General features: G+C 69.2%; 27 protein-coding genes. 14 read left to right on the forward strand and 13 right to left on the reverse strand.

Annotated features, from left to right (window positions below):
- Positions 1–22: 22 nt before the first annotated feature.
- Entirely contained in the window at positions 23–538 is a 516-nt protein-coding gene (locus MJQ72_RS13280; RefSeq protein WP_240599470.1) for a hypothetical protein, read from the forward strand.
- Positions 539–570: 32 nt separating this feature from the next.
- Here MJQ72_RS13280 and MJQ72_RS13285 read toward each other — a convergent pair whose 3' ends face one another.
- The 5 genes from MJQ72_RS13285 to MJQ72_RS13305 all read right to left on the reverse strand — a co-directional run bounded on the left by MJQ72_RS13285 (position 571) and on the right by MJQ72_RS13305 (position 5096).
- The gene (locus MJQ72_RS13285; protein ID WP_240599471.1) at positions 571–780 is read right to left on the reverse strand and encodes a hypothetical protein; all 210 of its coding nucleotides are present in this window, start codon (positions 778–780) and stop codon (positions 571–573) included.
- A 178-nt stretch (positions 781–958) separates the two neighbouring features.
- Complete coding sequence (locus tag MJQ72_RS13290) at positions 959–1708, reverse strand: arylamine N-acetyltransferase (protein ID WP_240599472.1); 750 nt, start codon at positions 1706–1708, stop codon at positions 959–961.
- Between the two features lie 90 nt (positions 1709–1798).
- A complete protein-coding gene (locus MJQ72_RS13295; RefSeq protein WP_240599473.1) occupies positions 1799–2422 on the reverse strand; it encodes a superoxide dismutase in 624 nt (207 codons plus the stop codon).
- Positions 2423–2661: 239 nt separating this feature from the next.
- A complete protein-coding gene (locus MJQ72_RS13300) occupies positions 2662–4491 on the reverse strand; it encodes a serine hydrolase (protein WP_240599474.1) in 1830 nt (609 codons plus the stop codon).
- Between the two features lie 92 nt (positions 4492–4583).
- The gene (locus MJQ72_RS13305) at positions 4584–5096 is read right to left on the reverse strand and encodes a hypothetical protein (RefSeq protein ID WP_240599475.1); all 513 of its coding nucleotides are present in this window, start codon (positions 5094–5096) and stop codon (positions 4584–4586) included.
- Positions 5097–5178: 82 nt separating this feature from the next.
- Between MJQ72_RS13305 and MJQ72_RS13310 the strand changes: the two genes are divergently transcribed.
- Genes MJQ72_RS13310 through MJQ72_RS13335 form a run of 6 tightly spaced genes read left to right on the forward strand, consistent with a single transcriptional unit; the run spans position 5179 to position 10725 of the window.
- On the forward strand, positions 5179–6270 hold the full coding sequence (locus MJQ72_RS13310) for a hemin ABC transporter substrate-binding protein (protein WP_240599476.1): 1092 nt from the start codon (positions 5179–5181) through the stop codon (positions 6268–6270).
- The gene (locus MJQ72_RS13315; RefSeq protein ID WP_240599477.1) at positions 6267–7301 is read left to right on the forward strand and encodes an iron ABC transporter permease; all 1035 of its coding nucleotides are present in this window, start codon (positions 6267–6269) and stop codon (positions 7299–7301) included. Before MJQ72_RS13310 ends, MJQ72_RS13315 begins: the two co-directional genes overlap by 4 nt.
- On the forward strand, positions 7298–8083 hold the full coding sequence (locus tag MJQ72_RS13320; protein ID WP_240599478.1) for a heme ABC transporter ATP-binding protein: 786 nt from the start codon (positions 7298–7300) through the stop codon (positions 8081–8083). Before MJQ72_RS13315 ends, MJQ72_RS13320 begins: the two co-directional genes overlap by 4 nt.
- Entirely contained in the window at positions 8080–8898 is an 819-nt protein-coding gene (locus MJQ72_RS13325) for a hypothetical protein (protein ID WP_240599479.1), read from the forward strand. Before MJQ72_RS13320 ends, MJQ72_RS13325 begins: the two co-directional genes overlap by 4 nt.
- Before the next feature lies 1 nt (position 8899).
- The gene (locus tag MJQ72_RS13330) at positions 8900–10414 is read left to right on the forward strand and encodes an HtaA domain-containing protein (RefSeq protein ID WP_240599480.1); all 1515 of its coding nucleotides are present in this window, start codon (positions 8900–8902) and stop codon (positions 10412–10414) included.
- Between the two features lie 23 nt (positions 10415–10437).
- Positions 10438–10725 carry a hypothetical protein gene (locus MJQ72_RS13335; protein WP_240599481.1) on the forward strand — a complete coding sequence of 96 codons (288 nt, stop codon included), beginning with the start codon at positions 10438–10440 and terminating at the stop codon, positions 10723–10725.
- A gap of 55 nt (positions 10726–10780) precedes the next feature.
- Here the strand turns inward: MJQ72_RS13335 and MJQ72_RS13340 are convergent, their stop codons facing one another.
- The 3 genes from MJQ72_RS13340 to MJQ72_RS13350 form a co-directional block, all read right to left on the reverse strand.
- Complete coding sequence (locus MJQ72_RS13340; RefSeq protein WP_240599482.1) at positions 10781–11449, reverse strand: heme oxygenase (biliverdin-producing); 669 nt, start codon at positions 11447–11449, stop codon at positions 10781–10783.
- Positions 11450–11517: 68 nt separating this feature from the next.
- On the reverse strand, positions 11518–12114 hold the full coding sequence (locus MJQ72_RS13345) for a TetR/AcrR family transcriptional regulator (protein ID WP_240599483.1): 597 nt from the start codon (positions 12112–12114) through the stop codon (positions 11518–11520).
- Positions 12115–12138: 24 nt separating this feature from the next.
- A complete protein-coding gene (locus tag MJQ72_RS13350) occupies positions 12139–13638 on the reverse strand; it encodes a glutamate-cysteine ligase family protein (RefSeq protein WP_240599484.1) in 1500 nt (499 codons plus the stop codon).
- Positions 13639–13854: 216 nt separating this feature from the next.
- On the opposite strand from MJQ72_RS13350, the gene MJQ72_RS13355 reads away from it, so the two are divergent.
- Together MJQ72_RS13355 and MJQ72_RS13360 are read left to right on the forward strand one after the other, a co-directional pair.
- On the forward strand, positions 13855–14670 hold the full coding sequence (locus MJQ72_RS13355) for an RNA methyltransferase (RefSeq protein ID WP_240599485.1): 816 nt from the start codon (positions 13855–13857) through the stop codon (positions 14668–14670).
- Between the two features lie 27 nt (positions 14671–14697).
- Complete coding sequence (locus tag MJQ72_RS13360) at positions 14698–15300, forward strand: DUF2537 domain-containing protein (protein ID WP_240599486.1); 603 nt, start codon at positions 14698–14700, stop codon at positions 15298–15300.
- Positions 15301–15314: 14 nt separating this feature from the next.
- On the opposite strand, the gene MJQ72_RS13365 is transcribed toward MJQ72_RS13360, so the two are convergent.
- Positions 15315–16133 (reverse strand): hypothetical protein, encoded by an 819-nt coding sequence (locus MJQ72_RS13365; protein WP_240599487.1) that lies wholly within the window; start codon positions 16131–16133, stop codon positions 15315–15317.
- Between the two features lie 32 nt (positions 16134–16165).
- On the opposite strand from MJQ72_RS13365, the gene MJQ72_RS13370 reads away from it, so the two are divergent.
- Positions 16166–16531 (forward strand): MmcQ/YjbR family DNA-binding protein, encoded by a 366-nt coding sequence (locus MJQ72_RS13370; protein ID WP_240599488.1) that lies wholly within the window; start codon positions 16166–16168, stop codon positions 16529–16531.
- 36 nt (positions 16532–16567) lie between these two features.
- On the opposite strand, the gene sepH is transcribed toward MJQ72_RS13370, so the two are convergent.
- The 4 genes from sepH to MJQ72_RS13390 all read right to left on the reverse strand — a co-directional run bounded on the left by sepH (position 16568) and on the right by MJQ72_RS13390 (position 21391).
- Positions 16568–17413, reverse strand: coding sequence for a septation protein SepH (sepH, locus tag MJQ72_RS13375; RefSeq protein WP_240599489.1), 846 nt, complete (start codon positions 17411–17413; stop codon positions 16568–16570).
- Between the two features lie 190 nt (positions 17414–17603).
- Positions 17604–18767 (reverse strand): ATP-binding protein, encoded by a 1164-nt coding sequence (locus tag MJQ72_RS13380; RefSeq protein ID WP_240599490.1) that lies wholly within the window; start codon positions 18765–18767, stop codon positions 17604–17606.
- On the reverse strand, positions 18764–19423 hold the full coding sequence (locus MJQ72_RS13385; RefSeq protein WP_240599491.1) for a response regulator transcription factor: 660 nt from the start codon (positions 19421–19423) through the stop codon (positions 18764–18766). The genes MJQ72_RS13380 and MJQ72_RS13385 overlap by 4 nt, the downstream gene beginning before the upstream one ends.
- A 165-nt stretch (positions 19424–19588) precedes the next feature.
- Positions 19589–21391, reverse strand: coding sequence for an alpha-L-fucosidase (locus MJQ72_RS13390; RefSeq protein ID WP_240599492.1), 1803 nt, complete (start codon positions 21389–21391; stop codon positions 19589–19591).
- A 230-nt stretch (positions 21392–21621) separates the two neighbouring features.
- Between MJQ72_RS13390 and MJQ72_RS13395 the strand changes: the two genes are divergently transcribed.
- Genes MJQ72_RS13395 through MJQ72_RS13410 form a run of 4 tightly spaced genes read left to right on the forward strand, consistent with a single transcriptional unit; the run spans position 21622 to position 25161 of the window.
- Positions 21622–22170 carry a hypothetical protein gene (locus MJQ72_RS13395; protein WP_240599493.1) on the forward strand — a complete coding sequence of 183 codons (549 nt, stop codon included), beginning with the start codon at positions 21622–21624 and terminating at the stop codon, positions 22168–22170.
- Positions 22167–23267, forward strand: a complete 1101-nt coding sequence (locus tag MJQ72_RS13400) for a peptidoglycan-binding protein (RefSeq protein WP_240599494.1) — start codon at positions 22167–22169, stop codon at positions 23265–23267. Before MJQ72_RS13395 ends, MJQ72_RS13400 begins: the two co-directional genes overlap by 4 nt.
- The gene (locus tag MJQ72_RS13405) at positions 23264–23950 is read left to right on the forward strand and encodes an ABC transporter ATP-binding protein (RefSeq protein WP_240599495.1); all 687 of its coding nucleotides are present in this window, start codon (positions 23264–23266) and stop codon (positions 23948–23950) included. Before MJQ72_RS13400 ends, MJQ72_RS13405 begins: the two co-directional genes overlap by 4 nt.
- Positions 23947–25161: an ABC transporter permease gene (locus MJQ72_RS13410; RefSeq protein WP_240599496.1), complete on the forward strand. Its 1215-nt coding sequence runs from the start codon at positions 23947–23949 to the stop codon at positions 25159–25161. Before MJQ72_RS13405 ends, MJQ72_RS13410 begins: the two co-directional genes overlap by 4 nt.
- The last annotated feature ends 19 nt before the right edge of the window (positions 25162–25180 follow it).

The raw sequence follows: 25180 nt of genomic DNA on the forward strand, positions 1-25180 counted from the left end.
GCATCCGGCGATGCTTCGAACCATGAACACCACAACGTTTCGCAGCGTCCCAGGCGTGCCCGGCTGGGCGAAGTCGGCGGCGCACACCGTCGCGCTGGTGAACGTCCCGTCCGGCCTGTGGCGGCTGGGGCTCGCGGCCGGGATCCCGTTCGGCCTGGCACAGTCCGAAATGGACGTCATGATGACGCCCGGCTGGGGCTCGCTGTATCTCGTGTTCCTCGCCGTGTTCTCCGAGGCCGTCGCCTTCCTGGCGCTCGGTCTCATCCAGCCGTGGGGCGAGACCTGGCCGAGATGGCTTCCGTTCGTCGGCGGCAAACCCGTTTCCGCCCGCAAGGTGGTAGTCGTCTCGTCGCTCGGTGCGCTGGCCACGACGGTTTACGGCGGCTTGTTCGTGTACACGACCTTCAACGCCGACCTGGCGGGCGAGCCTTGGGCGTACTGGCTGGTCATCGTCCTCTACGCGCCGTTGCTGCTTTGGGGGCCGCTGCTCGCGGCGGTGACGTGGCATTACCACCGGCGCCGTGCACAGGGTTCGTGAGCGTTCCCTCGACGATGGAGGATTTGGGACACTCAACGTCCCAAATCCTCCATCGTCGACACCGGCACGCCATGCGGACCTCGCCGCGGCCGTCCACCGACGCCGCGATGCCTTCGACGGACCAGCACGGGGTCCTCCATCGTCGACACCGGCACGCCCGGGACCTCGCCGCGGAACCGCAGGATCTGCCCGCCGAGCCCCGTGAACAAGTCCGCCGTCACCCGGAAGGGTGAGATCGGCATCTCTCGGCCGAACCCCTTGTCCGGGAAGATGAGGTTAGGCTAACCTCATACATGTCCGCTTCGTGGTGGGAGCGGCAGTCAGTTCGGGAACGGACGAAGCCCCGCAACCGGGTTACCCCCGGAGGCGGGGCTTCGTTCATTCCGGAAGGGTTCATGGTCGATGACCGCGCCGGTCAGGTCAAGGCACCCGGTCGAGTGCGATCCCGAACTCCTTCCGATAGGCGTTCAGGATCTCCTGATCACCCGAAAGCCTGGTCTCCTCGCGGATGCCGTGGGTGGTGACGATCAGCTTGTCACCCGCGAGCGTGACGCGGCCGTGTTTCGTCGGCAGCGAGCAGGTCGGCCCCTGCGTGAAATGCGAGTCCGGGGAGGTCGCCTGCCAGAACGCCGTCGGGACGAACTCGTCCAGCGCCCGCGGCCGCCGCTCGATCCGGTACTGGGGTTTGCCGTCCATGAGGACGTCGATGTCGCCGTGGGGCGCGTCGAGCACCAGGAACTCGCCGTCCGGGTCGGCCTGCGCCTCGGTGGCGGACAGCCGCAGCGGGAACCGGCTGAACCGGCCGAAGCCGACATCGGCCAGGCACGGCTCGTCCAGCTCGACGCGGACGACGGCGTGGTCGAACGGCGGCCCGAGGGTGCCGTCCGGCCGGAAGACCTTCGCCGCCTGCAGGGTGACGTCGAAGCCCAGCTCTCCCAGCAACGCGGCGAAGAGCCCGTTCAGCTCGTAACAGAAGCCGCCACGGCGCCGCCGCACGATCTTGCCGAACAGCGCCTCGGTGTCCAGGACGATCGGTTCGCCGAGGTGGATGCTCAGATTCTCGAACGGCACCACCGCGAGGTGGCGTTCCTGCAGTGTCCGCAGCGCGGCGACGTCCGCGGCGGCGGGGCGGTCGAGCCCGAGTCGGTCGAGGTATGCGGCGACGTCCATGCGTCCACCTTGACACCTCGACTTCGCTGGAGGTCAAGAAACGAAGAACGGGGCCCTCCCGGAAGGAGAGCCCCGCTTCGTGGCGAGAAGTCAGCCGAGCAGCAGGCCGTTGCCACCGGCGACGGCGTTGTCGAACCGCTTGGAGATCTCGGCCCAGTTGAAGATGTTCCAGAGCGCCTTGACGTAGTCCGGCTTCACGTTCTTGTAGTCCAGGTAGAACGCGTGCTCCCAGACGTCGACCAGCAGGATCGGCGTGGTCGGGAGGACCAGGTTGTTGTGGTGGTCGCGCAGCTGCTGGGTGATCAGCGTCTTGCCGATCGGGTCCCAGGAGAGCGCGGCCCAGCCGTTGCCCTGGATCGTGGTGGCGACCGCGGTGAACTGCGCCTTGAACTTGTCGAAGGAGCCGAACGCCTCGTCGATCGCGGAGGCCAGCTCGCCGGTCGGCTTGTCGCCGCCTTCCGGGGAGAGGATCTTCCACCACACGACGTGGTTGGCGTGCCCGGCGAGGTGGAACGCCAGCGTGGTCTGCAGGCCGACGATGTCACCGAAGTTGCCGGCCTCGCGGGCCTCGGCGATCTTGTCGAGCGTGTCGTTCGCGCCCTTGACGTAGGTCGCGTGGTGCTTGCTGTGGTGCAGCTCGTTGATCTCGCCGGAGATGTGCGGCGCCAGGGCGCCGTAGTCGTAGTCGAGATCGGGGAGCACGTAGCGGGCCATCGGCCCTCCTTCTGTCTTCGACACAAGTTTCCAAGGACGAACTTAGTCGTCTTCACCCGTTTGCGGCGACCGGGGGCGCCGCGTTTCTCCCCAGGTGGAACGACCCGTTCGTAGCGGCTGTACCCGGTGGGGCCACCGCCTGAAACCCACCTTGCTAGCTCCAGTTAGCTGGAGGTCAAGGCGATGTGACGGCGGTCATCACGCCAGATAGGGCAGCCCGACCAGGTGATAGGAGGCGATTACCCCGAGGAAGGCGAGCAGGGCGACGGAAACCACCGTGTAGGTGATCCTGGCGGGGTGTTCCACCAGCCGCGGACCCAGGCGAGCACCGCGCAGACGACGGCGGCACCGGTCAGGAGCAGGACGGCGTTCGGCAGGAGCAAGGTGACGCTCAGCAACGGGGAGTGCCCGGACGTCAACGCCACGGCGGCGGCGCTCAGATCGCTCATGAGCAGGGCGAAACCGGCCGTGAACAGCAGCACCGACAGCGCCGCGGACCAGGCGGCGACGGTCGCGAACCGGGCGCCCGAAGGGTTCCGCTCCCGGCCGCGCCGGACGAACGCGCGGATCGGCCACCACACCAGCGCGCCCAGCAGGAGCAGCAGCGCGATACCGAGGATCAGCAGATGCGTGGAAGGCGAGCCGAGCCACGACACGCGTTCGTAGGAGGAGTTCGGGTCGTCGCCCGCGAAGAGCAGGACCTCCCCGCCTGCCTCGCGGAACGCGATCCGCTCACCGGCGGCGTCGGCGAACAGGCCGGGTTCGGTCTGCGTCCAGCGCCGCGTCCCCTCGCCGAGACCGGAGGTCGTCAACGCGCCGTCGCCGTCCGCGGTCACCGTGACGCCGCCCGCGAGCGCACGGACCTTCGTGAAGCTGTCGTAGTCCAGACGGGTGTTGCCGTAGCTGCCTTCGAACCTCGAGACGTCGCCCGCGAGCGTCACGGGCGCGGGAACGGGAGTGGCGGGCTGTAGCCGGTCGACGAAGGCCTTCAGCACCTCGGCGGTCACCGCGGCGGCGTCGCCGGAGAACGCGCCACCGTTGAACGCCAGGTACACGCCGGTGTTCTTCTCCGGCACGAGTTCCAGCACGCTGAAGAAACCCGGCGAGTCACCGGTCTTCTCCACCAGGCGCAGGCCGTTCAGGTACCGCTCGGAGAAGCCGAACCCCATCGCGGGCAGCCGCGGGTCGTTGCGGAACCGCGCGCCGTGCAGCTGGTCGAGCAACGGGCGGCCGAACACGCCGGGGACGAGGTTCGCGGACAGGTAGCGGCCCATGTCGGCCGGGGTGGCGACGTTCCCGTCACCGGCGGGCGGTTCGGGGCCGAAATTGGCGGGCGGGACGACCTGCGCGGAGCCGTCCCAGCGGTACCCGGTCGCCAGCGGGACATCGGGGGTGGGCTGGGCGACGCTGCTGTCCTTCATACCCGCCGGTTCGAAGATGTGTCGCCGCACATAGTCCGAATAGGACTGTCCAGAGGCGAGTTCCACCAGATGCCCGGCCAGCGCGTAGCCGTAGTTCGAGTAGAGGGCGACCTCGCCGGGCGGGCGGATCCGGGTGGGCATCTCGGTCGCGAGGTGCTCCGCGAGCGCGGGCAGCTTCTCGTCCCGTGGCGTGAACATCCGGTACACGCGGTCTTCGAAACCGGCGGTGTGGGTCAGCAGGGAGGACAGGGTGACCGGCCGGCCATGGAAGGTTTCGGGGATCTTGAACGATTTCAGGTATGTGTTGACGTCGGCGTCCAGTGCGAGCTTGCCCTGCTCGACCAGCTGCATCGCGGCGGTCGCGGCGATCGACTTGCCGACGGAGTTGATCAGGAACCCGGTGCGCGCGGGGTCCACTTTGGCTTGAGTGTCCACTGAGGACACTCCGTAGCCCGCCGAGAACACGGTCTTCCCGCCTTCGACGACCACTACGGCGGCGCCGGGGATGTGGTGCTCGGCAAGGCTTCGCGGAAGGATCTCGTCGAAGACGCCGGCCGCGGACGCGGGAGTCGTCGCCGCTTGGGCGGTGGGCGCGGTCAGGACCGTCGCGATGGTCAGCAGGGCGGCGGTGGCCGCGATTCGGAACATACCTGGAAAGTTAGGGATTTCCCCGGGCGAGGGGATCCGGCGGGCCGCCGATCGCGGGGTGGGGTCGTCCCTACCCCGCGACCGGCCCGCCATCAGGAGAAGGAGACCGGGATGAAGACGTCCGAGTTCCGGTCGTTCGAGGCGAAGTGGTCGCGGCGCGAGACGATCGCGCACGTCACCGAAGGATTCGAGCAGTCGAGACCGGAGTTGACCTCGGCGATCCGGATCTGCGTGGTGAAGGTGCCGTTCGAGGCGATCGGCGAGGAGCCGCCGGGGAAGTTGGTGACCCAGGCGGACGGCCCGACGCCGGTGCCGCCCTGGCCGTCGCCGCCCGCGCAGGGGCTCGGCTTGGTGCCGTAGCTGTAGTCCTCGGGAACGGCGCACAGCGCGACGTAGTAGCCCTCGGCGGAGCTGTAGCCGCTGCCCGTGATGGTGATGGTCTCGCCGGCCGCGGCGAGGCCCGTGGCGTTGGAGGCGGAGAGGGTCTTGCCGTTGTTGGTCGCACTGCCCGGCGCGGCCGAGGCGGGGGCGGCGAGCGTGGCGACGGCCGCGGTCGCGGCGGTCGTGACGAGTGCGGCGCGGAGCAGGACCGATCTCTTCGACATGAAGGTTCCCTTCGATCACAAGGAGGTCACAGGCTTAGGTGAGCCTTACCTATCTGTCGGTAAATATGGTTAGCCTTGCCTAATGTTGTCAAGGGGGTCGCTGCCCACGGTCGCTCTGCTCCTGGCCATCGTTGTCACCGGATGTTCGGCACCGCCGCTGGCGGCCACGAAAGCCGCCGAGACCGGCGCGGACCTCCGCCCGCTTTCGCAGGTCAAGCCGTTGGCGGAGCCCAAGAATCACGCCGGACCGACCACCGCGCGGCTCGCGCGGGCCGACATCACGGGCGACAAACCGGTGGTCCAGCGCCTCCCGGCGACCATCACCGATCACCAAGGCACCCAGGTCACCGTCGCCGACACCAGCCGGATCCTCGCCTTCGACATGTCCGGCACGCTCGCCGCGACCGTGTTCGGGCTCGGCCTCGGCGGCAACGTCGTCGGACGGGACGTCTCCACCGGCTTCCCGTCGGCCCGGAACCTTCCGCTGGTCACCGTGAACGGCCACCGGCTCAACGCCGAGGCGATCCTGGCGCTGCGGCCGACCGTGGTGATCACCGACACGACACTGGGCCCCTGGGACGTGGTGCTGCAGTTGCGCGCGTCCGGCGTTCCCGTGGTCGTCGTCGACGCGAAACGCTCGATGGAGAACGTCGGAGACATCGTCCGCCAGGTCGCCGCCGCGCTCGGCGTGCCCGAAGCGGGTGAAAGCCTCGCGACCCGGCTCGCGGCCGACGTCGAGGCCAAGAAGGCGGAGATCGCGAAGCTCGCCCCCGCCGATCCGGGCCGCAAACTCCGTGTCGTCTTCCTGTACATGCGCGGACAGGCGGGGGTGTATCACCTGTTCGGCAAGGGATCGGGCGCCGATTCGCTGATCGGCGCGCTCGACGCGGTCGACGTCGCCACCGAGGCGGGGATCGAGGGTATGCGCCCCGTCAATCCGGAGGCGCTGGCCAAGGCCAGGCCCGACGTGATCCTCATGATGACCAAGGGGCTCGAATCCGTCGGCGGGGTCGACGGCGCGCTCCAGGTGCCGGGTGTGGCGCAGACACCGGCGGGGTGGCATCGCCGCATCGTCGACATGGAGGATTCGCAGATCCTGAGCTTCGGCCCGCTCACCGCCGGCGTGCTCGACGCGCTGGCACGGGCCCTCTACGCCCCCGGCGACGCCGGATGAACCGCGGTTTCCGGGTGACGGCGGTCTTCGCCGTGCTCATCGCCGGTGTCGTGGCGATCTCCCTCGTCTCCGCGGGCAGCGGGCAATACGGCATTCCGCTCTCGCAGGTTTTCGATTCGGTGCTGCACCGGCTCGGGCTCTCGGAAACGCGGCTGGACCCGTTCGCCGAGGGCGCGCTATGGCAGGTCCGGTTCCCGCGTGTGGTGATGACCCTGCTGGTCGGCGGGGTCCTCGGCGTCTGCGGCGCGCTGATGCAGGGTGTGTTCGGCAACCCGCTCGCCGAGCCGGCCGTGGTCGGCGTCTCGTCCGGTGCGGCCGTCGGCGCGAGTCTGTCCATTGTGGCCGGTTGGACGTTCTTCGGTGCCTTCACCACACCGGCGCTGGGTTTCGCGGGCGGGCTCGTCACCACCCTGCTGGTCTACGCGCTTTCGCGGTCGCGCGGGCGCTCCGAGGTGGTCACGCTGATCCTGACCGGCGTCGCGGTCAACGCGGTCGCGATGGCGATCATCTCGTTCCTGATGTTCGCCGCCGATCAGGCCGCCCGCGAGCAGATCGTGTTCTGGCAGCTGGGTTCCCTCGCCGGTTCGCGCTGGCCGTACGTGGTGACCGTGCTGCCGCTGGTCGCGGTCGGCGTCGTCGTTTCCCTCGTGCTGGCCCGGAAGCTCGACCTTCTCGCGCTCGGGGAACGGCAGGCCAGGCATCTCGGCGTGGACGTCGAGAAGCTGCGGCTCGGCGCGGTGGTGGTCGTCGCGCTGATGGCGGCCGCGGCCGTTTCGTATTCGGGGATCATCGGGTTCGTCGGCCTGATCGTGCCGCACGGGCTGCGCATGCTGCTCGGCCCAGGACATCGCGTGCTGATCCCGGCGAGCCTCTTCGGCGGCGCGTTGCTGCTCGCCGCGGCGGATCTCGGCGCCAGGACCCTGTTCACCTACGCCGATCTCCCGATCGGCATGCTGACCGCGCTCGTCGGCGGGCCGTTCTTCTTCTGGCTGCTGCTGCGCACCCGGCGTCGTTCGGGAGGCTGGGCATGAATGGTGCCGAACTCGACCACGTTTCCTATACGGTCGACGGAAAGACGCTGCTTCGCGAAGTATCGCTGCAGGTGCGCCCTGGTGAGGTCCTCGTGGTCGTCGGACCGAACGGCGCGGGCAAGTCGACCACGCTCGGTCTGCTCGCCGGAGACCTTCGCCCGGATTCGGGACGGGTCCTCGTCGCCGGAGCCGAACTCGGTACCTGGAGCGGGATCGAACTCGCGCGACGGCGCGCCGTCCTGCTCCAGCAGAACACCGTGACCTTCCCGTTCACCGTCGCCGAGGTCGTGCGGATGGGGCGGACCCCTTGGCGGGGAACGGAAGCCGAGGACTTCGACGACACCGAGGTCGAAGCCGCGCTGAAGGCGACCGGCATGACCGAATTCGCCGAGCGCCGGTTCACCACGCTGTCCGGTGGCGAGCAGGCACGGGCCGCGCTCTCGCGGGTGCTCGCCCAGCGGACGGGAATCCTGCTGCTCGACGAACCCACCGCGGCGCTGGATCTCCGGCACAGCGAGGAAATCCTGACGCTCGCGACCGCGCGGGCCGAAGCGGGGGACGCGGTGCTCGTCGTCCTGCACGACCTCGGGCTCGCCGCCGCGTACGCGGACCGTGTCGCGGTGCTGTCCGAGGGGCGGCTCGCCGCCGAGGGCGCGCCCGCCGAAGTGTTGACGGAGTCGTTGCTCAGCGAGGTCTACCGGCATCCCGTGGAGGTCTTAGTCCATCCCCGCACCGGGAAACCGATCGTCCTGCCCCACCGAGCGGCCGAGGAGCGCCGATGAAACAGCTGATGAGAGTGGCCGTCGCAGCCGGGCTGCTCGTGATCGCCGCACCCGTGCCCGCCTCCGCCGCGGGCGCGGCCGTGACGTTCTCGCCCGGCTCCGCGGATCCGGAGTACGCGACCTCCTTGCAGGTCGAGGGAACCGGATTCCAGTCCGTGCCGAAGGGATACGGCGGGATCTACCTGCTGTTCGGCTGGGTCGCCGACGGCGCGTGGCAGCCGAGCCAGGGCGGCGCGGCCGGCGCGACCTACCGGTACGTCAAAGACAAGGAAGCCAAGGACAACAACGGTTTCCAGCGGTTCCTGGCCTTTCCTGGCAGTGACACGGCGTCCGCGGCCAACGGCGAGATCGCCGCGGACGGGACGTGGTCGGCGAAACTGGTGATCCCCGGCGCGCGGTTCAAGGCCGCCGACCGGACCGGGAAGATCGTCGACGTCGACTGCCTGAAGGTCCGATGTGGACTGATCACGGTCGGTGCGCACGGAGTCGTCAACGCGAACAACGAGACCTTCACGCCGGTGGCGTTCGCGGTGCCGAAGGCGCCCACGACACAGGCCGTCGCCCCGCCGCCGCCCCCTTCGTCTTCGCCGGTGCCGCCGCCCTCCTCCAGCGCGGCACCGGCGTCCTCTTCGGCACCCCTTGTGTCCACTGTGGAGTCCCCGGAAGCGGTGCCGGTCGCCAAGCCCGCCGCGCGGAGCGGGGAAACCGGCTCGTGGTGGTGGATCGCCGTCGTGGCGGGTGTGGCGCTGATCGCCGCGCTCGCCGTCCCCCTGATCCGGGCCCGCAAGCGGACCCGCAACGCGGAAGGTGAATGAAGTGTCCTTGCGAAGATGGGGCGCCGTGCTGGCGGGCGCCGCGCTGGTGGCGGGAGTCGCCGTCACCCCGGCGCTCGCCGCCGACCCGGTCACGCCCAAGGTGACCGTGACCCCGAGCGCCGGACTCGACCCGGCGGGCGCGAAGATCGTCGTCAAGGGCACCGGCTTCGATCCGGCGGCCAACGACGGCAAGGGCTTCGGCCTCCGCGTGGGCCCGGCGAAGGCCGACGTCCGCGACCGGGCCGGTAAGGACTTCCAGGTCAGCCGTCTGATCAAGAAGGGCGCCGTCGGCAGCCAGATCCCGGTGGACGACAACGGGAACTGGGAGTATTCGGTCACCGTCAAGGCCGAGTACGTCGCGAGCGGGACGACCTACAGCGCGAAGACGCAGCCGTTCAGCGTCTTCGTCTTCGGCTGGGACACCCCGGTGCTCACCTGGGACAGCACGACCCCGTTGAAGTTCACCGAAGCCGGCGACGCCGCGACCGGTCTCGCCTGGGGGCTGCGGCATTCCTGGCGGAACTACATCACCCGGGGCGGCGGCACCGTGACGCCGTCGAACGGGGCGACGCTGGACGCCGCGGCGCCGAATGTCGAGCCGTACCCGTACAAATGGAAGTACGGATCGTCCACAGTAGACTCAGGCAAGGGCACGGTCTCCTACACCGGCCAGGTCACGTACACCTTCGAGGCGCATACGATCTGGGACTTCACCATCGCCGACCTGCGGATCACCTTCGGCGGCGACGGCACCGGGACGCTCACCGCGAAGATCGGCTATGCCTTCTACGGGACCAAAACCGCGCCCGAGAAGGTGCGGGCGCCGTCCGACGTCGTGCTGGCGGACCTCAAGCTGAAGGCTCCGGCGCAGGCGGGGGACAACGTCGCCGTCGACATCGAGTCGGCGAAACTGACCGCCGCGGGCGCCGCCGCGTTCGCCGACTTCTACAAGGCGGGCGAGGCCCTCGACACCGGGCGGCTCGTCTTCCCCGGCAAGAGCGGGCCAGCTCCCACGTCGAGCACGGTTCCTTCGAGTTCGGCTCCGGCCCCGACGACGACGACCTCCGCGGCGTGCGTGCTCACCCCGGACTCGGTGAAGCAGGGAAACCTGTTGTGGGGCTTCAAACAGAGCTTCCGCCGCTATGTCGGGACCGGATCGGGCACGTCGATCACCGCCTCGGACGGTGTCGAGATCACCGACATCGACAAGATCGAAGGAACGGGGCCGCCGAGCGGTGCGTACCGGTGGGGTTTCGAAAGCGCTCAGTACAAGTCGGCGACCGAGTTCACGACGCAGTTCCGGGGCAAGGTGACCTTCGCCTACCCGAGCCATTCCTTCGAGTTGTCGATCGGACGGCCGAAGGTGGTCGTGGCGCAGGGGAAGGGCAAGCTCTACGCCGATGTGGAACTGAAGACGACCAGCGGGGCGCCGTCACCGCCGATCAGCCAGCCGGGTGTCGAGCTCGCTTCGCTGGACCTCGCAGCGGCGAAGACGACCGAAGGGACGGGGCGCTGAGCGTCGCCGGGATCAAGGTCACCTTGGGCAACGCGGAGGCGTTCGCGAAGTTCTACAAGGTCGGCGAGGTGCTCGACGAGGCGACGGTGAGCCTGGGTGCCTCGTGTGCTCACCTGCCGGCGCCGGGTGGCTCCGGGCCCGGAGCCGGGCCGGGTGCCTCCGATGACCTGGTGCCGGACGTGAAGTACCGGCCGAATTCGGCGCTGGCTTCGACCGGTGTCGACGGCGGCGTCTGGCTGCTGTGGGGTCTGGTGCTGCTGGGTGCCGGGGTGGGCCTGGTGACGGTGGTGACGCGACGCAGGAGGGCATAGGGGCACGTCTCGTGAGTGGTAAGGATGGTTAGAACCGTCCTTACCACTCACGAGGTCAGGCGGCCCGGTACTCGTCCAGCTCGCTCGCCAGCTCGTCGAACACCGCGATGTTGCACTCGAAGGCCACGATCGCCTCCTCGATCAGCCGCGCGCGTTCGTCCTCGGTCCACGGTGCCGCGTTCAGCTGTTCGCGGTAGTTGTCCCGGAACTTGGGCGCGCTGCCCAGCTGGTCGAAGTGGTAGAACAGCGAACCCGCTTCGTCGAGCTGGTACTTGCGCTCCAGCAGCCGCCGGATGACCTGCCCGCCGGCGATGTCGCCGAGGTAGCGCGTGTAGTGGTGGGCGACGAACCCGCCGGACCAGTCCGACGCCTCGGCCACGCGCCGCGCGTAGCGCTCCGTCGACGGCAGCGGCCGGATGGTCTCGCGCCAGTCCGGGCCGACGAGGTGTTCGAGGTCGCGTTCGAGGCTGGGCAGCCGACGCAGCTCCTCGAAGACGAACTTGCCCGCCACCGGGTCCTTCGCCAGCCTGTCGGCGGCCTGCTCGATGGCCTGGTAGATGAAGTAGTACTGGATCGCCAGCCGCGTGTACCCGTCGCGCGTGAGCTCGCCGCCGAGCAGCGCGTTCATGTACTCGGAGTGGTTGGCCCGCTCGTGGGCGGGCAGGGTGGAGGCGCGCAGGGCCGCGGAGAACGGCCCGGATTCGACGTCGGTGGTCACCGGCATGGACAGAGCCTCCAAGCATCGATCTGACATGCTGTCAGAAAGAGCGTAAGGCACAATCACGGGTTAGGCTACCCTAATTTACGGGTTTCCGTCATCCCGACCGCTCTGAGCACGAAGCGGACGGCTCCTTCGATCGCGTCGTCCAGCCGTTCGGGTGGCACGTCGACGACCTGACGGCTGCCCAGCGCGGCGGTGATCATCGGGATCAGGACGTCGGGATCCTCGTCCGGTACGCCCGCGGCGAGGATCTCGCGCAGCTGGCCGGTGATGGGGTCGGCGTGCGCGCTGATCCGCCGGTACGCGGCCGGCGCCAGCGCCGACGCGAGCGCCGTCCCCGGCGGCAGGTGGTACTCGGCCAGCACCCGCAGCTGGAGCCGGACGAACGTCGAAAGCTTCTCGACCGGGGTGTCGGCGGTGGCGACGGCCGCCGTCAGCCGTTCGACGTACCGCGTCGCCTCGTCCTCGACGAAGGCCACCAGCAGGCTTTCCTTGTCGGGGAAGTGGTTGTACATCGCCGTCCGGCCGAGGCCCGCTTCGGCGGCGACACCCGCGAGCGTGATCGCGTCGAACCCGCGCTCGTACAGCTGGCCGCGCAGGACTTCGAACACCCTGCTGCGGACCTCGCGCCGGTGCTCCTCCAGCGAACGGCCGATGATCTTGGGCACGAGCCACCTCCCTGGGAGGAAACTCTAGGCCTCCAGCGACCAGGTGTGCACCGGTGTCTCCGTGGCGGACAGCTCCAGGTACCGGCCCAGCATCCGGTTCAGCGCGGTCTCCCGTTCGGCGCCGCGCTCCTCCGCGCGCAGGACGTACTCCCGCTGCCACGCCGCGCCGGTCCGCCTGGTGAGACACCGCTGCTCGATGATGCCCAGATAGCGCTCTCTGGCCTCGTCCGAAACGTCCGACCGGCGCAGTCCCTCGTGCGCGAGCGGCAGCAGGATCCGCAGCACCAGCTCGTCCGGCGGGATCCAGCCGATCCCCGGCCAGTACAGCTGCGCGTCGAAACCCCGGCGCGCGCCCGCGTACATGTTCTCCTCGGCCGCCTGGAACGACATCTGTGTCCACACTGGACGGTCAGCCTCGGCGAGCGCCCGCTGCGCGCCGTAGAAGAAGGCGGCGTTCGCGACCATGTCGACGACGGTCGGGCCCGCGGGCAGCACGCGGTTCTCCACCCGCAGATGCGGCAGGCCGTCGACCACGTCGTACACCGGCCGGTTCCAGCGCCAGACGGTGCCGTTGTGCATCCGCAGCTCGGTGAGTTTCGGCGCCTGCCCGGAATCGAGCGCCTCGATCGGATCCTCCCGGTCGGTCTCGGGCAGGAGACCGGGGAAGTACCGGACGTTCTCCTCGAACAGGTCGAAGATCGACGTGATCCACCGCTCGCCGAACCACACCCTCGGCCGCACGCCCTGGTTCTTCAATTCTTCGGGGCGCGTGTCCGTGGCCTGCAGGAACAGCGGGATCCGGGTCTCGTGCCACAGTGCCTTGCCGAGCAGGAACGGCGAATTCGCGCCGACGGCGACCTGGACGCCCGCCAGCGCCTGTGCCGCGTTCCAATGCGCCGCGAACTCCTCCGGCGCGACCTGCAGATGCAGCTGGACAGAGGTGCACGCGGCCTCGGGGAGGATCGATTCGGAGTAGCTGCGCAGCCGCTCCGGCTGCCTTCCCGGCAGCGGCGCGCCCTCCATCGAGAGCACGGTGCGCTCGCCGCGCGCGGCGAAGATCCGGTCATTGAGCAACGAATAACGAGCGTTGTTGGTGAGCCACTTCTGGTCGAAGTGCTCGTGCCGCAGCGTCGGGAGGATGCCGATCATCGCCAGTGAGGCGCCGGATTCCTCGGCCGTGCGTGAAGCGGCGCCCAGATACGCGTTGAGGTCGTCCTCCAGCTGCAGCGCGGATTCGCCGGCCAGTGGCCGAGGCGGCACGTTGAGCTCCAGGTTGTGCTGGCCGAGCTCGGTGGTGAACGACGGATCGTTCAGCGCTTCGAGCACCGTGGTGTTCGTCATCGACGGGCGCAGCTCCGCGTCGACGAGGTTCAGCTCGACCTCGAGGCCGATGTTCTTGCGTGGGAAGGAAAAACTTCCGTCGGTGAGCATGCGGGCCAAGGTGTCGAGGCAACGCTGGACCTTTCGGCGATAGCGGCCGCGATCCTGCGGCTCGGAGGGGTCCGCCGAAAGATTCTTACCCATGTTCGTCGAGCTCCTCATTGGCCACGCTCCGCGGGATCCAGGCGGGACTGCCAGGCGGCCCAACGGTTTCACGCATCGCTGTCGCCCGGCTAGCGGCCAAACTGGTGCTCTCTGTCACTAGGGGTTAACTGACAGCAAAATACCTCCGTTCGTACCACCTACCCTTCGACGTTCGGGCGTAAACGCCGCGCAGTGGGCGGATGACACACTCTCCTGGTGGCCGAACTGATCACCATCGACGACCCGGGCGACCCGCGGCTCGACGATTTCCGCGACTTGTCCACAGCCGATCGGCGTCCCGATAGGCCGGGTGGGCGTGGCTTGGTGATCGCCGAAGGCATCGTCGTGGTCGAGCGCCTGCTCAAATCCCGCTATCCGGTCCGCTCCCTGCTCGGCGTGGAGCGGCGATTCCACGAATTGGGCGGTGACCTGGACGCGGTCGACGTCCCCGGTTACGTGACTTCGGCCGAGACGATGGCCGATGTGGTCGGCTTCCACCTGAACCGGGGCATCCTGGCCGTCGCGGACCGGCCGGTTCCGCCGCCGACGGTGGAGGAGGTCGTCGACGGCGCACGGGTGCTCGCGGTGCTCGAAGGCGTCGGCGACCACGAGAACCTCGGCTCGCTGTTCCGCAACGCGGCCGCGCTCGGTGTCGACGGGATCCTGCTCGGCGCCGGCTGCTCGGACCCGCTGTACCGGCGCAGTGTCCGCGTCTCGATGGGGCACGTCCTGCGCGTCCCGTTCGCCACCTTCGGGTCTTGGCCCGGCGACCTGGAATTGCTACGAGACAGCGGTTTCCGCATCGCCGCCCTGACCCCTCGTACGGATTCCGTTTCGCTGCGCCAGTTGCGGGACCAGACACCGGAGAAGGTCGCGTTGATGCTGGGCGCGGAAGGCCCCGGCCTGACCGCCGAGGCCATCGCCGCCGCCGACGTCGCGGTGCGGATCCCGATGCCGGAAGGCGTCGATTCGCTGAATGTCGCCACGGCGGGCGCGATCGCGTTCTACGAGACGCGTCCACCGCTATCGTGAGCACCCGAGCGATCACGAGGAGAACCCATGGAATTGCGGATCCGTGAGGGACGCGCGGTGCTGGCCGGTCCGGGCGGCGACAGCGCGCGCGAGGTGGACCCGCACTCGCTCGCGATCGGTTCGGATCTCGCCCAGGCGTTGCACGAATGGGCCAGGGTCGCGTCCGCCGTCGGCTCCTCCGGCACCGAAGCCGCTTCCGTGGTCTCCCAACGAGGGCGTCAGCTCGCCCAGCGGGTCGCCGCCACGATGGGCACGTCGGTGCGGTTCGTCGACCCCGTCTCCGGCGACGGCGTCATCATCGACCCGCCGGCCCCCGCACCCCGCAACGAACTCGCGCGCCGTCTTTTCGGCACGCCGGACCCGGCCGGGGAGCCGACACCGTGGCTGACCGGGCTGACGGTTTCGGCGTTCGTCGCGGCCGTGGTCGTCGTGGCGATGCTGGCATTGGCGAACACCCTCGCGCGCGAAACCAACGGCTGGCTCGCGCTGCTCGCGTCCGCCGTCGTGACCGCCGGGATCACGCCGTCGCTGTGGCTCGCGCGGCGGGTGCCGATCGTGCGGTGGGCGTCGTTCGGCGCGGCCGCGGGGATCGTGATCGCGTGGATCGGCGTGCTGATCGTCGTCTTCTAAAGATCGAACACGGGTCACACGCGTTTGCAGAACCTCAGAGCCGGCAGAGGCGCCTGTGGCGCGGACTGCCCGTAAAGCTCATATCCGTGGTACGCGGCGATCTGCACGACCAGGTCGGCGGGGATCTGATAGGTGCGTATCGCGAATTCCACGTGATGGCTGCCGTCGAATTCCCGGGCCAGCCAGCCGACGCGGGTGGTGCGCGGGAACAGGGTGGTGGTGAACGCGGCCGGGATGGCGCCGGCGAAAGCCGCCATGAACAGGAGGCCGACGATCGGGGCTTCGTGGCCCGACGGGATTCCGGCTATCACCGCCGCCGCGCCGAGGAGGACGAGGACGGTCGCGGGGGCGATGTAGTTCAGCCAGGCGTAGCGGAACCGGAGTCCCGTGCGCGCGGGCAGGGGAAGCCGCGGCGGCGACGGATCCCGGCTGAGCAGGAGGAGCCGGTCGCCCGGGTCGGTGAGGTCGGCGGCGACACGCAGACCTTCCGTCTCGGCGACCTCCGCGACACGCCGGGCGGAGAGGTTCGCGTGCTTGAGGCTGATCCAGACCCGGTCGGAGCCGCTGAGCTGGTTCAGCAGCCACCGTTCGCGGTCTTTGTCCGGTCTGTCCGGCCCGTCGAAGACGGGGACCGGCGGGACGTGCCCCGGCGCGAACTGGAAGCTCAGGCAGCCCTGGAACATCGGCGCGATCTCGGCGTAGCCGCGGCTTCGGGCGATATCGCGGAGGGCGCCGGGATCGATCCGCCATTCCATCGGTGAGACGTGCGTGTACGGCGTCCCGGTGAAAACCTGGAAACGCAATCGGGCGGTGCGTGTGTACCAATCCTGCATGAAATCCCCCTGGCCCGAGGATACTGAGATCCATGGCCGGAGATCCGCTCGATTCACTCAGACGGCTTTGTCTCGCGCTGCCGGAAGTCTCCGAGCGGCTCAGTCACGGCGAGCCGACCTGGTTCGTGCGCGGCAAGAAGACGTTCGTCATGTACGCCGACCGCCATCACGACGACAAGGTCGCCTTCTGGTGCCCGGCGCCACCCGGGGTGCAGGAGGAGCTGGTGGCCGCCGAGCCGGAGCGGTTCTTCCGGCCGCCGTATGTCGGCCATCGGGGGTGGCTCGGGGTGCGGCTGGACACCGACGTCGACTGGGCCGAGATCGACCAGATCGTCACCGACGCGTATTGCCTCGTGGCGCCGAAGTCGCTGATCGCGCAGGTCCCCGGACGCACGTAATGGCCCCTCCACCGGAAGGGGCCACTACGTGCGGATTCAACCTCGTTGTGATCGGACGCCCAGGAGGACGTCTTCCCAGGATGGAACGATGGGGTGGTTCTTCTTCCCCTTCGCCCGTGGGGCGGGTTCGGCCACTTCCTCCGGCTCGTCAGCCGGAAGTGGTGGCTCGGCATCTTCTTCGGGCTCGGCTATCGGCGCGTCGATCACCTTCGCGACCGGCTCGTCCGGGACCGAATCGAGAGTGGGCTGGACGACGGCATCCTTGCCGGGGTCCAGTGCCCGTACCGTGCGCGGGGCGCGGTAGGCGTTGGGGTTGAGCAGGACTTCGGCGTTCTCGTCGAGGGCCTGCACGGTGCCGCCGTGCGCGCCGGGCGCGAACGACCAGTGCGCGCGGTTGTCCGAACGGCCTGCCTTCCAGCTCAGCACGACGACCCACTTGCCGTCGTCGCCTCGCCAGGAGTCCCAGGTCGCCTGGCTGTAGTCGTGGCCGCGCTGCCCGAAGGAGTGCGCGACGACCTCGCCGAGGGTCTGGACGTCGGGGCCGTCCTCGCGGACCGGATGCGCCCGCTGGGCGAGCTCGGCGGTGCGGGATCGTTCGAGCAGGACGGGGTACGCGAACCGCTCGACGCGCTGCACGGTGACGCCGGCGCTGCTCGCGACCTGCTCCACGGACTCACCGGCCCGGATTCGTGCCTGGATCTCGCGTGGCCGCATTTGGCTCTCCAACTCGATTTCGATCTGGCCGAGGCGGGTGATGTCACCCCTCGCCGCCGCTCGCAGCCTCTCATCCGCGGGGAGCAGGAAGCGCGTGCGGCTCGCCGGGTCTTCGCACACGATGGACTTACCGTCCTCGTGCAGCCCGACCACCCGTAGCGCTCGCATTCTCGCCTCCCCGATTCTTCACCTTTGTGGGTGTCCACGTTAAAACGGCGCGTCGCCTTGACGTGTGAGGCGCGCCGATGTCATGTGTCCTGCTCACTATTTTGTTCATGACGGCAAGGGGAATTCTGCGGCAGCGACGGGCCGCCCGCCGCGTGACGCGCCGGACACGCACAGTCACGATCGGGGGAATCTACGGCAGCCGTACCCGGACGACCAGTCCGCCGCCGCGGCCGCCCGGTTCCGCGCCCGCGGTCCCGCCGTGCGCCTGCGCGATGGACCGGACGATCGACAGGCCGAGCCCGGCGTTGCGGGAATCGCCGGTGCGGTCGCCCGAAAGCCTCCGGAACGGCTCGAACAGGGCGGGTACGGCGTCCAGCGGCACCTGCGGGCCGGTGTTGCGCACCACCAGTGCCGGATCGCCACCGATGTCGACGTGGATCCAGCCGCCCTTGCGGTTGTAGGTGATGGCGTTGTGCACGAGGTTCGTGACCAGCCGCTCCAGCAGCACGGGGTCGCCGGAGACCGTCCGCGGCCGCAGCCGCGACTCCACGGTGACCCCCGCTTCCTCGGCCATGGCCGACGCCGACCGGATCACCGTCGCCGCGACCTCGTCCAGCCGGACGGGCGCACGCGCGGCCAGGCCGCGGTCGCTGCGGGCCAGCACGAGCAGGCCTTCGATCATCCGTTCGCTGCGTTCGTTGGTGTAGATCAGATGTTCGCCGAGCTTCCGGACCTCGGGGCTCGCGTCGGGATCGGCCATCGCGACCTCGACCAGCGTCCGCTGCACCGCGAGCGGGGTCCGCAATTCGTGGGAAGCGTTGGCGACGAAGCGTTTCTGGCTGTCGAACGACACGGCGAGCCGGTCGAGCATGCCGTCGAAGGTGTCCGCGAGCTCCTTGAGTTCGTCGTCGGGGCCGTCGAGATCGATCCGCCGGTCGAGGTTCTCGACCTCGAGTTTCCGTGCCGTGGAAGTGATCGCGTGCAGCGGCCGCAGCACGCGGCTCGCCATCAGCCAGCCGAGCAGCACCGCGAGTGCGCCGGCGATCGCCAGTGCCACCAGTGATTGCCACAGCAGGGCCGAAAGGACGTCCGAACGGTATTCGGTGATCGACGTCGCGACGAGCTGGGTGGCTTCGGCGCGTTGCGCCGGCATGATCGTGGTGTCCACCGGATACGGCCGGGCCATTTCGAGCTGGACTCCGGCGGTCGCCCCGTTCGCGAACGCGGCCGAGTCCGGCAGGGACGAGCTCACCAGCAGGTAGTTGACGATGAGCAGGGCGAGCCCGACGATCAGGAACGCGCCGCCGTAGAGCGCCGTCAGCTTGGTGCGGACGGAGAGCCGGAGCGGTTTCACGACCCGAACCGGTAACCCGCGCCGGGCACGGTCTCGATCAGCGGTGGTTCACCGAGTTTGCGCCGCAACGTCATCATCGCCACCCGGACGGCGTTCGTGAACGGGTCGGCGTGTTCGTCCCACGCCTTCTCCAGCAGTTCTTCCGCGCTGACCACGGTCCCTTCGGCGCGCATGAGCACCTCCAGAACCGCGAATTCCTTGGGGGACAAGGGAAGGAACCGGCCGTCGCGGGACGCCTGGTGCCGGGGCAGGTCGAGGACGACGCCGCCGCGTTCCAGCACCGGCGGCAACGCCGGCCGCGCGCGCCGCGAGAGCGCTTGTACCCGGGCGACGAGCTCGGCGAACGCGAACGGTTTCGTCAGGTAGTCGTCGGCGCCGAGGCCCAGCCCGGCGACCCGGTCGTCGACGTCGCCCGCGGCCGTCAGCATGAGGACCCGCGCCTCGCCGCCGGTCCCGATCACCGCGGCGCAGACCTCGTCGCCGTGCACGACGGGGAGGTCCCTGTCGAGCACGACGACGTCGTAACCGTGCACCCCCACCCGGTCCAGGGCCTGCGCGCCGTCGTAGCAGACGTCGACGGCCATGGAGAACCGTCGCAGGCCCTCGGCGATCGTGTCCGCCAGTAGCCGCTCGTCTTCCACCACCAGCACTCTCACCTGGCCAGTCTGCCCCGGGAGGGGGTAAGCGGGAGATAAGCGCGGATCCACCGGCCGGGTGACGTCGAAGACCGAACTCGTGTGCTTGGGGACGTAACTCGCGTGCTTGAAGCCGTAACTGCGTGATACGACTGGAAGCACGCGAGTTACGGCTTCAAGCACGCGTTATCCGGCCGGGTGCAGCTGCCGCCCCGGGATCACCTGCTGGGGAGTGTTCGGGCTGGACCACAGCAGTTTCATCGACGCCTCCCCGCCGCGTTCGGTGTGGTCGAGCCGGATCGCGTAAGACCGACCGGCGACCAGGTCGAGAGTCGCTTTGTCGACACTGGGGCCGTGTGGTGTGGTGTTGTCGATCAGGAGTTTCCCGTCGACCCACAGCCGCACGGTGTCGTCCGAGACCGTGGTGAACGTGTACTTCCCGGTGTCGCGCGCGGTGACCCGCCCGGTCCAGCGCGACGAGAAGGACTCCGCCGGGATCTTCGCGTCCGGTGAGCCGGTGAACTTCCAGTTGTGGTTCACGCCCGGCTCGGCCCGGCGCACCGACGGTGTCCCGGTGAAGTCCGCGTTCGGCCAGTACTCCGCGGTCAGCCCGGTCCCGCGGCCGGCGGGCGCCTGTGGCAAGGGGGCGACACTCAGCTCGATGACGGTCGCGATGTCGTTCGTCCGGCCGCCCGACGGCGTGAGCTTCACGCTTCCGGGCGACTGTTCGACCCGCACGCGCTGACGGCTGCCGAGCACCCGCGCGTCGCGGACCCGGAACGGCGCCAACGCGTCGAGCGTCAGCGAACCGCCCGAAGCGGGCCAGTCGAACACCGACGCGTAGAGCTTGTCACCGCGACGGCTGACGACACCCCAGGCCGGTTCGGCGACCAACCCCGGCGCGCCCGCCCCGTAGACGGCGGCGGACTGGCCGTTCGTGCGCAGCCACTGGCCCATCTGCTTCAGCCGGTCGATGGATTCCCGCGGCACGCGGCCGTTGCGATCGGGCCCGACGTTGAGCAGGAAGTTGCCGCTGCGGCCGGCGATCGAAAGCAGCTTCCTGGTCAGATCCGCCGAGGACTTCCAGTTGTGGTCCCACTCGGTGTAGCCCCAGCTGCCGTTGAGGGTCATGCACGATTCCCACAGCTGCCCGTCGACCGGCTTGTCCGGGATCTCCTGTTCGGGGGTGCCCGTGTCCCCGTCGACCACTCGCCGTTTGCCGACGCGGTTGTTGACCACAATGGACGGATCGAGGCTGCGGACGTAGGCCTCCAGCTCCTCGCCGTCCCGTTCGGTCCACGGGTTGTTGGGCCGGTCGGTGCTCCATTCGCCGTCGAACCACAGCACCGCCGGGTGGTAGTTGTCGACGAGTTCCTTGAGCTGGGCGTACATCCGCTCCTTGTACTTCGGGAACGTCGCGGGGTCCGGGAAATCGGGGTCGTGCCAATCCCAGATCGAGTAGTAGAAGCCGAGTTTGACGTCGCGCTCGGCCGTCGCGCGTTTCAGCTCGGCGAGGATGTCGCGCTTCTTGTCGAACGCCGAGTGGTCGCGGAGGTTGAACTTGTTGACCTTCGTCGGCCACATCGCGTAGCCCTCGTGGTGCTTCGACGTGATCACCACGTACTTCTGCCCGGCGTCCTTCGCCGACTGCGCGATGGCGTTCGCGTCGAAACCGGCGGGGTCGAACTTCGCGGCGATCTGCTCGTATTCCGCACGCGGGATCTGGCAGTTCCGCTGGATCCATTCGGCGTCCTGGCAAACGCTTCCATCAGGGCGGGTGTACTTCCCCTGCAGCTGGGAGTACGCGCCGAAATGGATGAACTGGCCGAAGCGGTCTTCGCGCCACCAGCGCGTCCGGTCGGCGGTGAACGGGTCGTCGTAGGCGTGGTCGGACGGGAGTGGCGCGGCTTCCGCGGCGGGCGCGACGCCCAGTGCGGTGGTCGCGATGACGAGGGCCGCCAGGGCCCGGAGTGGCTTGCGGCGATTCATGCACTCCTCCTCGCTGAGGTGTGGACGTCGGGGACTTTAGGAAGCCAGAGGTCGGATGTGAACCCCCGAAAGGCCCATCGATGAGCTAGTTCACCCGGAAAGACGGCAGAAAGATCGGATCTCTGTCCCGCTGATCGGGACTGTAAGCGCGACATAAGCAACATCGCTTACCGCCCCGGAATCGCCGTCTCCGTAGAAATCGGTGCGCCAAGACGACCGAAGGAGCAGCGATGCGGAAACGACCCATGGCGGTACTGATCGCCGGAGCGGTCTTCGCGCTGGTGGCCGGTTGCGGTGGTGGCGGGGACGGCGGCGACAAGGTCGCCTCGATCTCGTCGCCGCCGGCTCCCGGCGCCGCCGGCGACGGGAAGCAGGCCGACAACGTGTCCGACGAGGACAAGATGCGCAACTTCGCGAAGTGCATGCGCGAGCACGGGATCGACATGCCGGATCCCCAGACCAGCGGCGACGGGAAGGGAATGATCTCCATCGAGGCGGGCGAGGCCGGGCGCGACGAGAACAAGATGAAGGCCGCCAGCGACGCGTGCCGCAAGCTGCTGCCGAACGGTGGCGAGATCAAACCGCCCACGCCGGAAGAGCTCGACAAGATGCGCAAGGAAGCCAAGTGCATGCGCGAGCACGGCATCGACTTCCCGGATCCCGATCCCAGCGGCAAGGGCGCCGCGATGACGATGGACGCGGGCGACCCCAAGAAGTTCGAAGAAGCGGCGAAGGCCTGCGGTCTCGGCATGAGCATGAGGGCGGCCCCGGCGAAATGAGCGAACACGAAGGACCCGGCGGCGCACGGCGTTCGCGCCGGGCACGCTGGTTCATCATCGCGGCGGTGCTCGTCGTCGTGGTCGGGACGATGTCCGTGGTCGTGCTGACCAGGGTCACCTCCGAAGCCCAGCAGGTCGGGCAGGCACCACCGCCGGTCGAGACCGCGAAGGTCGAGAAGACCGACCTGCAGGAGGAAGAGGAAGCGAACGGGAAACTGGGCTACGGCGGGGAAAGCTCCATCGCCGGCCGGAAACAGGGCACCATCACGTCCCTGCCGGAGGCGGGCGCCGTGCTCACCCGCGGCAAGGCCGTGTACGGGGTCGACGCCAAACCGGTCCCGCTGTTCTACGGCACGCTGCCGTTCTTCCGCGACCTCGCCGACGGGGCCACGGACGGCCCGGACGTCAAGCAGCTGGAAGAGAACCTGAAGGCGCTCGGTTTCGGCGGTTTCGGCACGCCCGACAAGAAGTTCACCTCCGCCACCGCCGCCGCGATCAAGAAATGGCAGAAGTCGCTCGGCCTGGAGCAGACCGGCGCGTTCGGCCAGGGCGACGTCGTCCTCGCGCCGGGTGAGATCCGGGTTTCGCAGCTCGCCGCGCAACTCGGCGGCCCCGGTGGGGGCGACCTGCTGAAGTACACCGGCACCGAACGGCTCGTCGAGGTCGAACTCGACGCCGCCAAGCAGGCCATCGCCAAGGCTGGGGACAAGGTCGGCGTCGACATCACCGGCGGCAAGACCACGACCGGCGTGATCACCGACGTCGGCAAGGTCGCGGAGAACGGCAAGGACGGCGCAGGGCAGGACGACGGCAAGCCGAAGATCAAGGTGAAGATCAAACTGGACGATCCGGCCGCGGCGGGATCTCTCGACTCGACACCGGTGTCCGTGCGGTTCACCAAGGAAGTCCACAGTGGAGTGCTGGCGGTCCCGGTCGGGGCGCTGCTCGCGCTCGCCGAGGGCGGATACGCCGTCGAGGTCGACGAAGGCGGCAAGCGGCGCCTCATCGCGGTGAAGACCGGCCTGTTCAGCAATGGCCGCGTCGAGGTCACCGGCACCGGCCTCGCCGCCGGGATGCGGGTGGTGACGACGTCGTGACCCCGGTGCTGGCCGTGCGCGACGCCTCGCGCACCTACCCCGGCGGTGTGCGCGCCCTGCACGAGGTGACACTGTCCATTGAGGACAGAGAAATGGTCGCCATCCTGGGGCCGTCCGGTTCCGGCAAATCGACGCTGCTGCAGCTGATGGGCACCCTCGACCGGCCGACGAGCGGCGTCATCGAACTGCGCGGGCACGACGTGGCGAAGCTGCCCGACCGCAAGCTTTCGGCGTTGCGGTCGCGCTGGATCGGGTTCGTGTTCCAGCAGTTCTTCCTCAGCGAGGGGGTGAGCGCGGTCGACAACGTCGCGACGGGCCTGCTGTACGCGGGGGTGCCGCGGCGGAAACGGCGCGAGCGGGCGCTGGCCGCGCTCGACCGGGTCGGTCTCGCGCATCGGGCGGGGCATTTCCCGAACGAGCTCTCCGGCGGGGAACGGCAGCGGGTGGCGATCGCGCGGGCGGTCGTCAACTCGCCGTCGATCCTGCTGGCCGACGAGCCGACCGGGAACCTCGACACGGGCAACGGGGCGGCGATCCTCAACCTGCTGGCCACGCTGAGCTCGCAGGGGACGACGGTCGTGATCATCACGCACGACCGCGAGATCGCGGCGGGTATCCCGCGGCGCATCGAGCTGCGCGACGGCCGGATCCGGCTCGACACCGGGACGGGGGTGCTCGTGTGAGCGCGCCCGTCCTCGAAAAGACACCGGATCCGGCCCGCCTCGGCCCGCGTGACGTGCTGAACCTCGGCGCGCACGGGATGCGGACGCGGCCGATGCGGGCGGTGCTGTCCGCGCTCGGCATCGGGATCGGGATCGCGGCGATGGTGGCCGTGCTCGCGATCCCGGCGTCGGGCGCGAAGGCGTTGCAAGACCAGTTGGCCGCCCTCGGCACCAACCTGCTCACGGCGGGGCCGGGCAAGACGATGTTCGGCGGCGACGCGACCCTGCCGGACAGCGCGGTGCCGATGGCGAAACGGATCGCCCCGGTGACGGCGGCGTCCGCGACCGGGACCACCGGCGCGACCGTGCGGCGCACGGACAAGGTCGACAAGGACGAGACGTCCGGCCTCGGCGTCTACGCGGCGACGCCGGATCTTCTCGACGTCATCGGCGGCGCCGTCCGCGACGGGCAGTTCCTCCGCGACGCCACTCGCGGCTATCCGGTCGTCGTGCTGGGTTCGGTCGCGGCCGCGCGGCTCGGGATCGACCACATCGACCCGGCCAAACCGCCGCAGGTGTACATCGACGGGAAGTGGTTCACCGTGGGCGGGATCCTCGGGCCGACGCCGCTGGCGCCCGAGATCGAACGCTCGGTGCTGGTCGGCTGGGAAGCGGCCGAGCGGCTCCTCGACTTCAAGGGCCATCCGACGACCGTGTATGTGCGGGCGAAGGACTCGCAGGTCGAGAACGTGCGTTCGGTGCTCGCGCAGACGATGAACCCGGAGGCGCCGAACGAGGTCGAGGTCCGTCGTCCGTCGGAGGCGCTGGAAGCGCAGAAGCTGACGGAGAACACCTACAGCGCGCTGTTCCTCGGGCTCGGCGGGGTGGCGTTGCTGGTCGGGGGTGTCGGGGTGGCCAACACGATGGTGATCTCGGTGCTGGAACGGCGCAGGGAGATCGGCCTCCGCCGGGCGCTCGGCGCGACGAAACGGCAGGTGAGAGGCCAGTTCCTGGCCGAGTCGGTGCTGCTGTCCGGGCTCGGCGGGATCGCCGGGGTCCTGGTCGGGGTGCTGGTGACGTCCGGGTACGCGCTCAGCCAGGGCTGGCCGGCGGTGCTGCCCGTCGGCGCCCTGCTCGGCGGGGTCGGGATCTCGGCACTGGTCGGTGCCGTCGCCGGTGCCTACCCGGCGATGCGCGCGGCGCGCCTGCCCCCGACCCAGGCCCTCGCCTAGCTCGCGGGGCTGAAGGGAG

Source organism: Amycolatopsis sp. EV170708-02-1, assembly GCF_022479115.1.
Lineage (GTDB): Bacteria > Actinomycetota > Actinomycetes > Mycobacteriales > Pseudonocardiaceae > Amycolatopsis.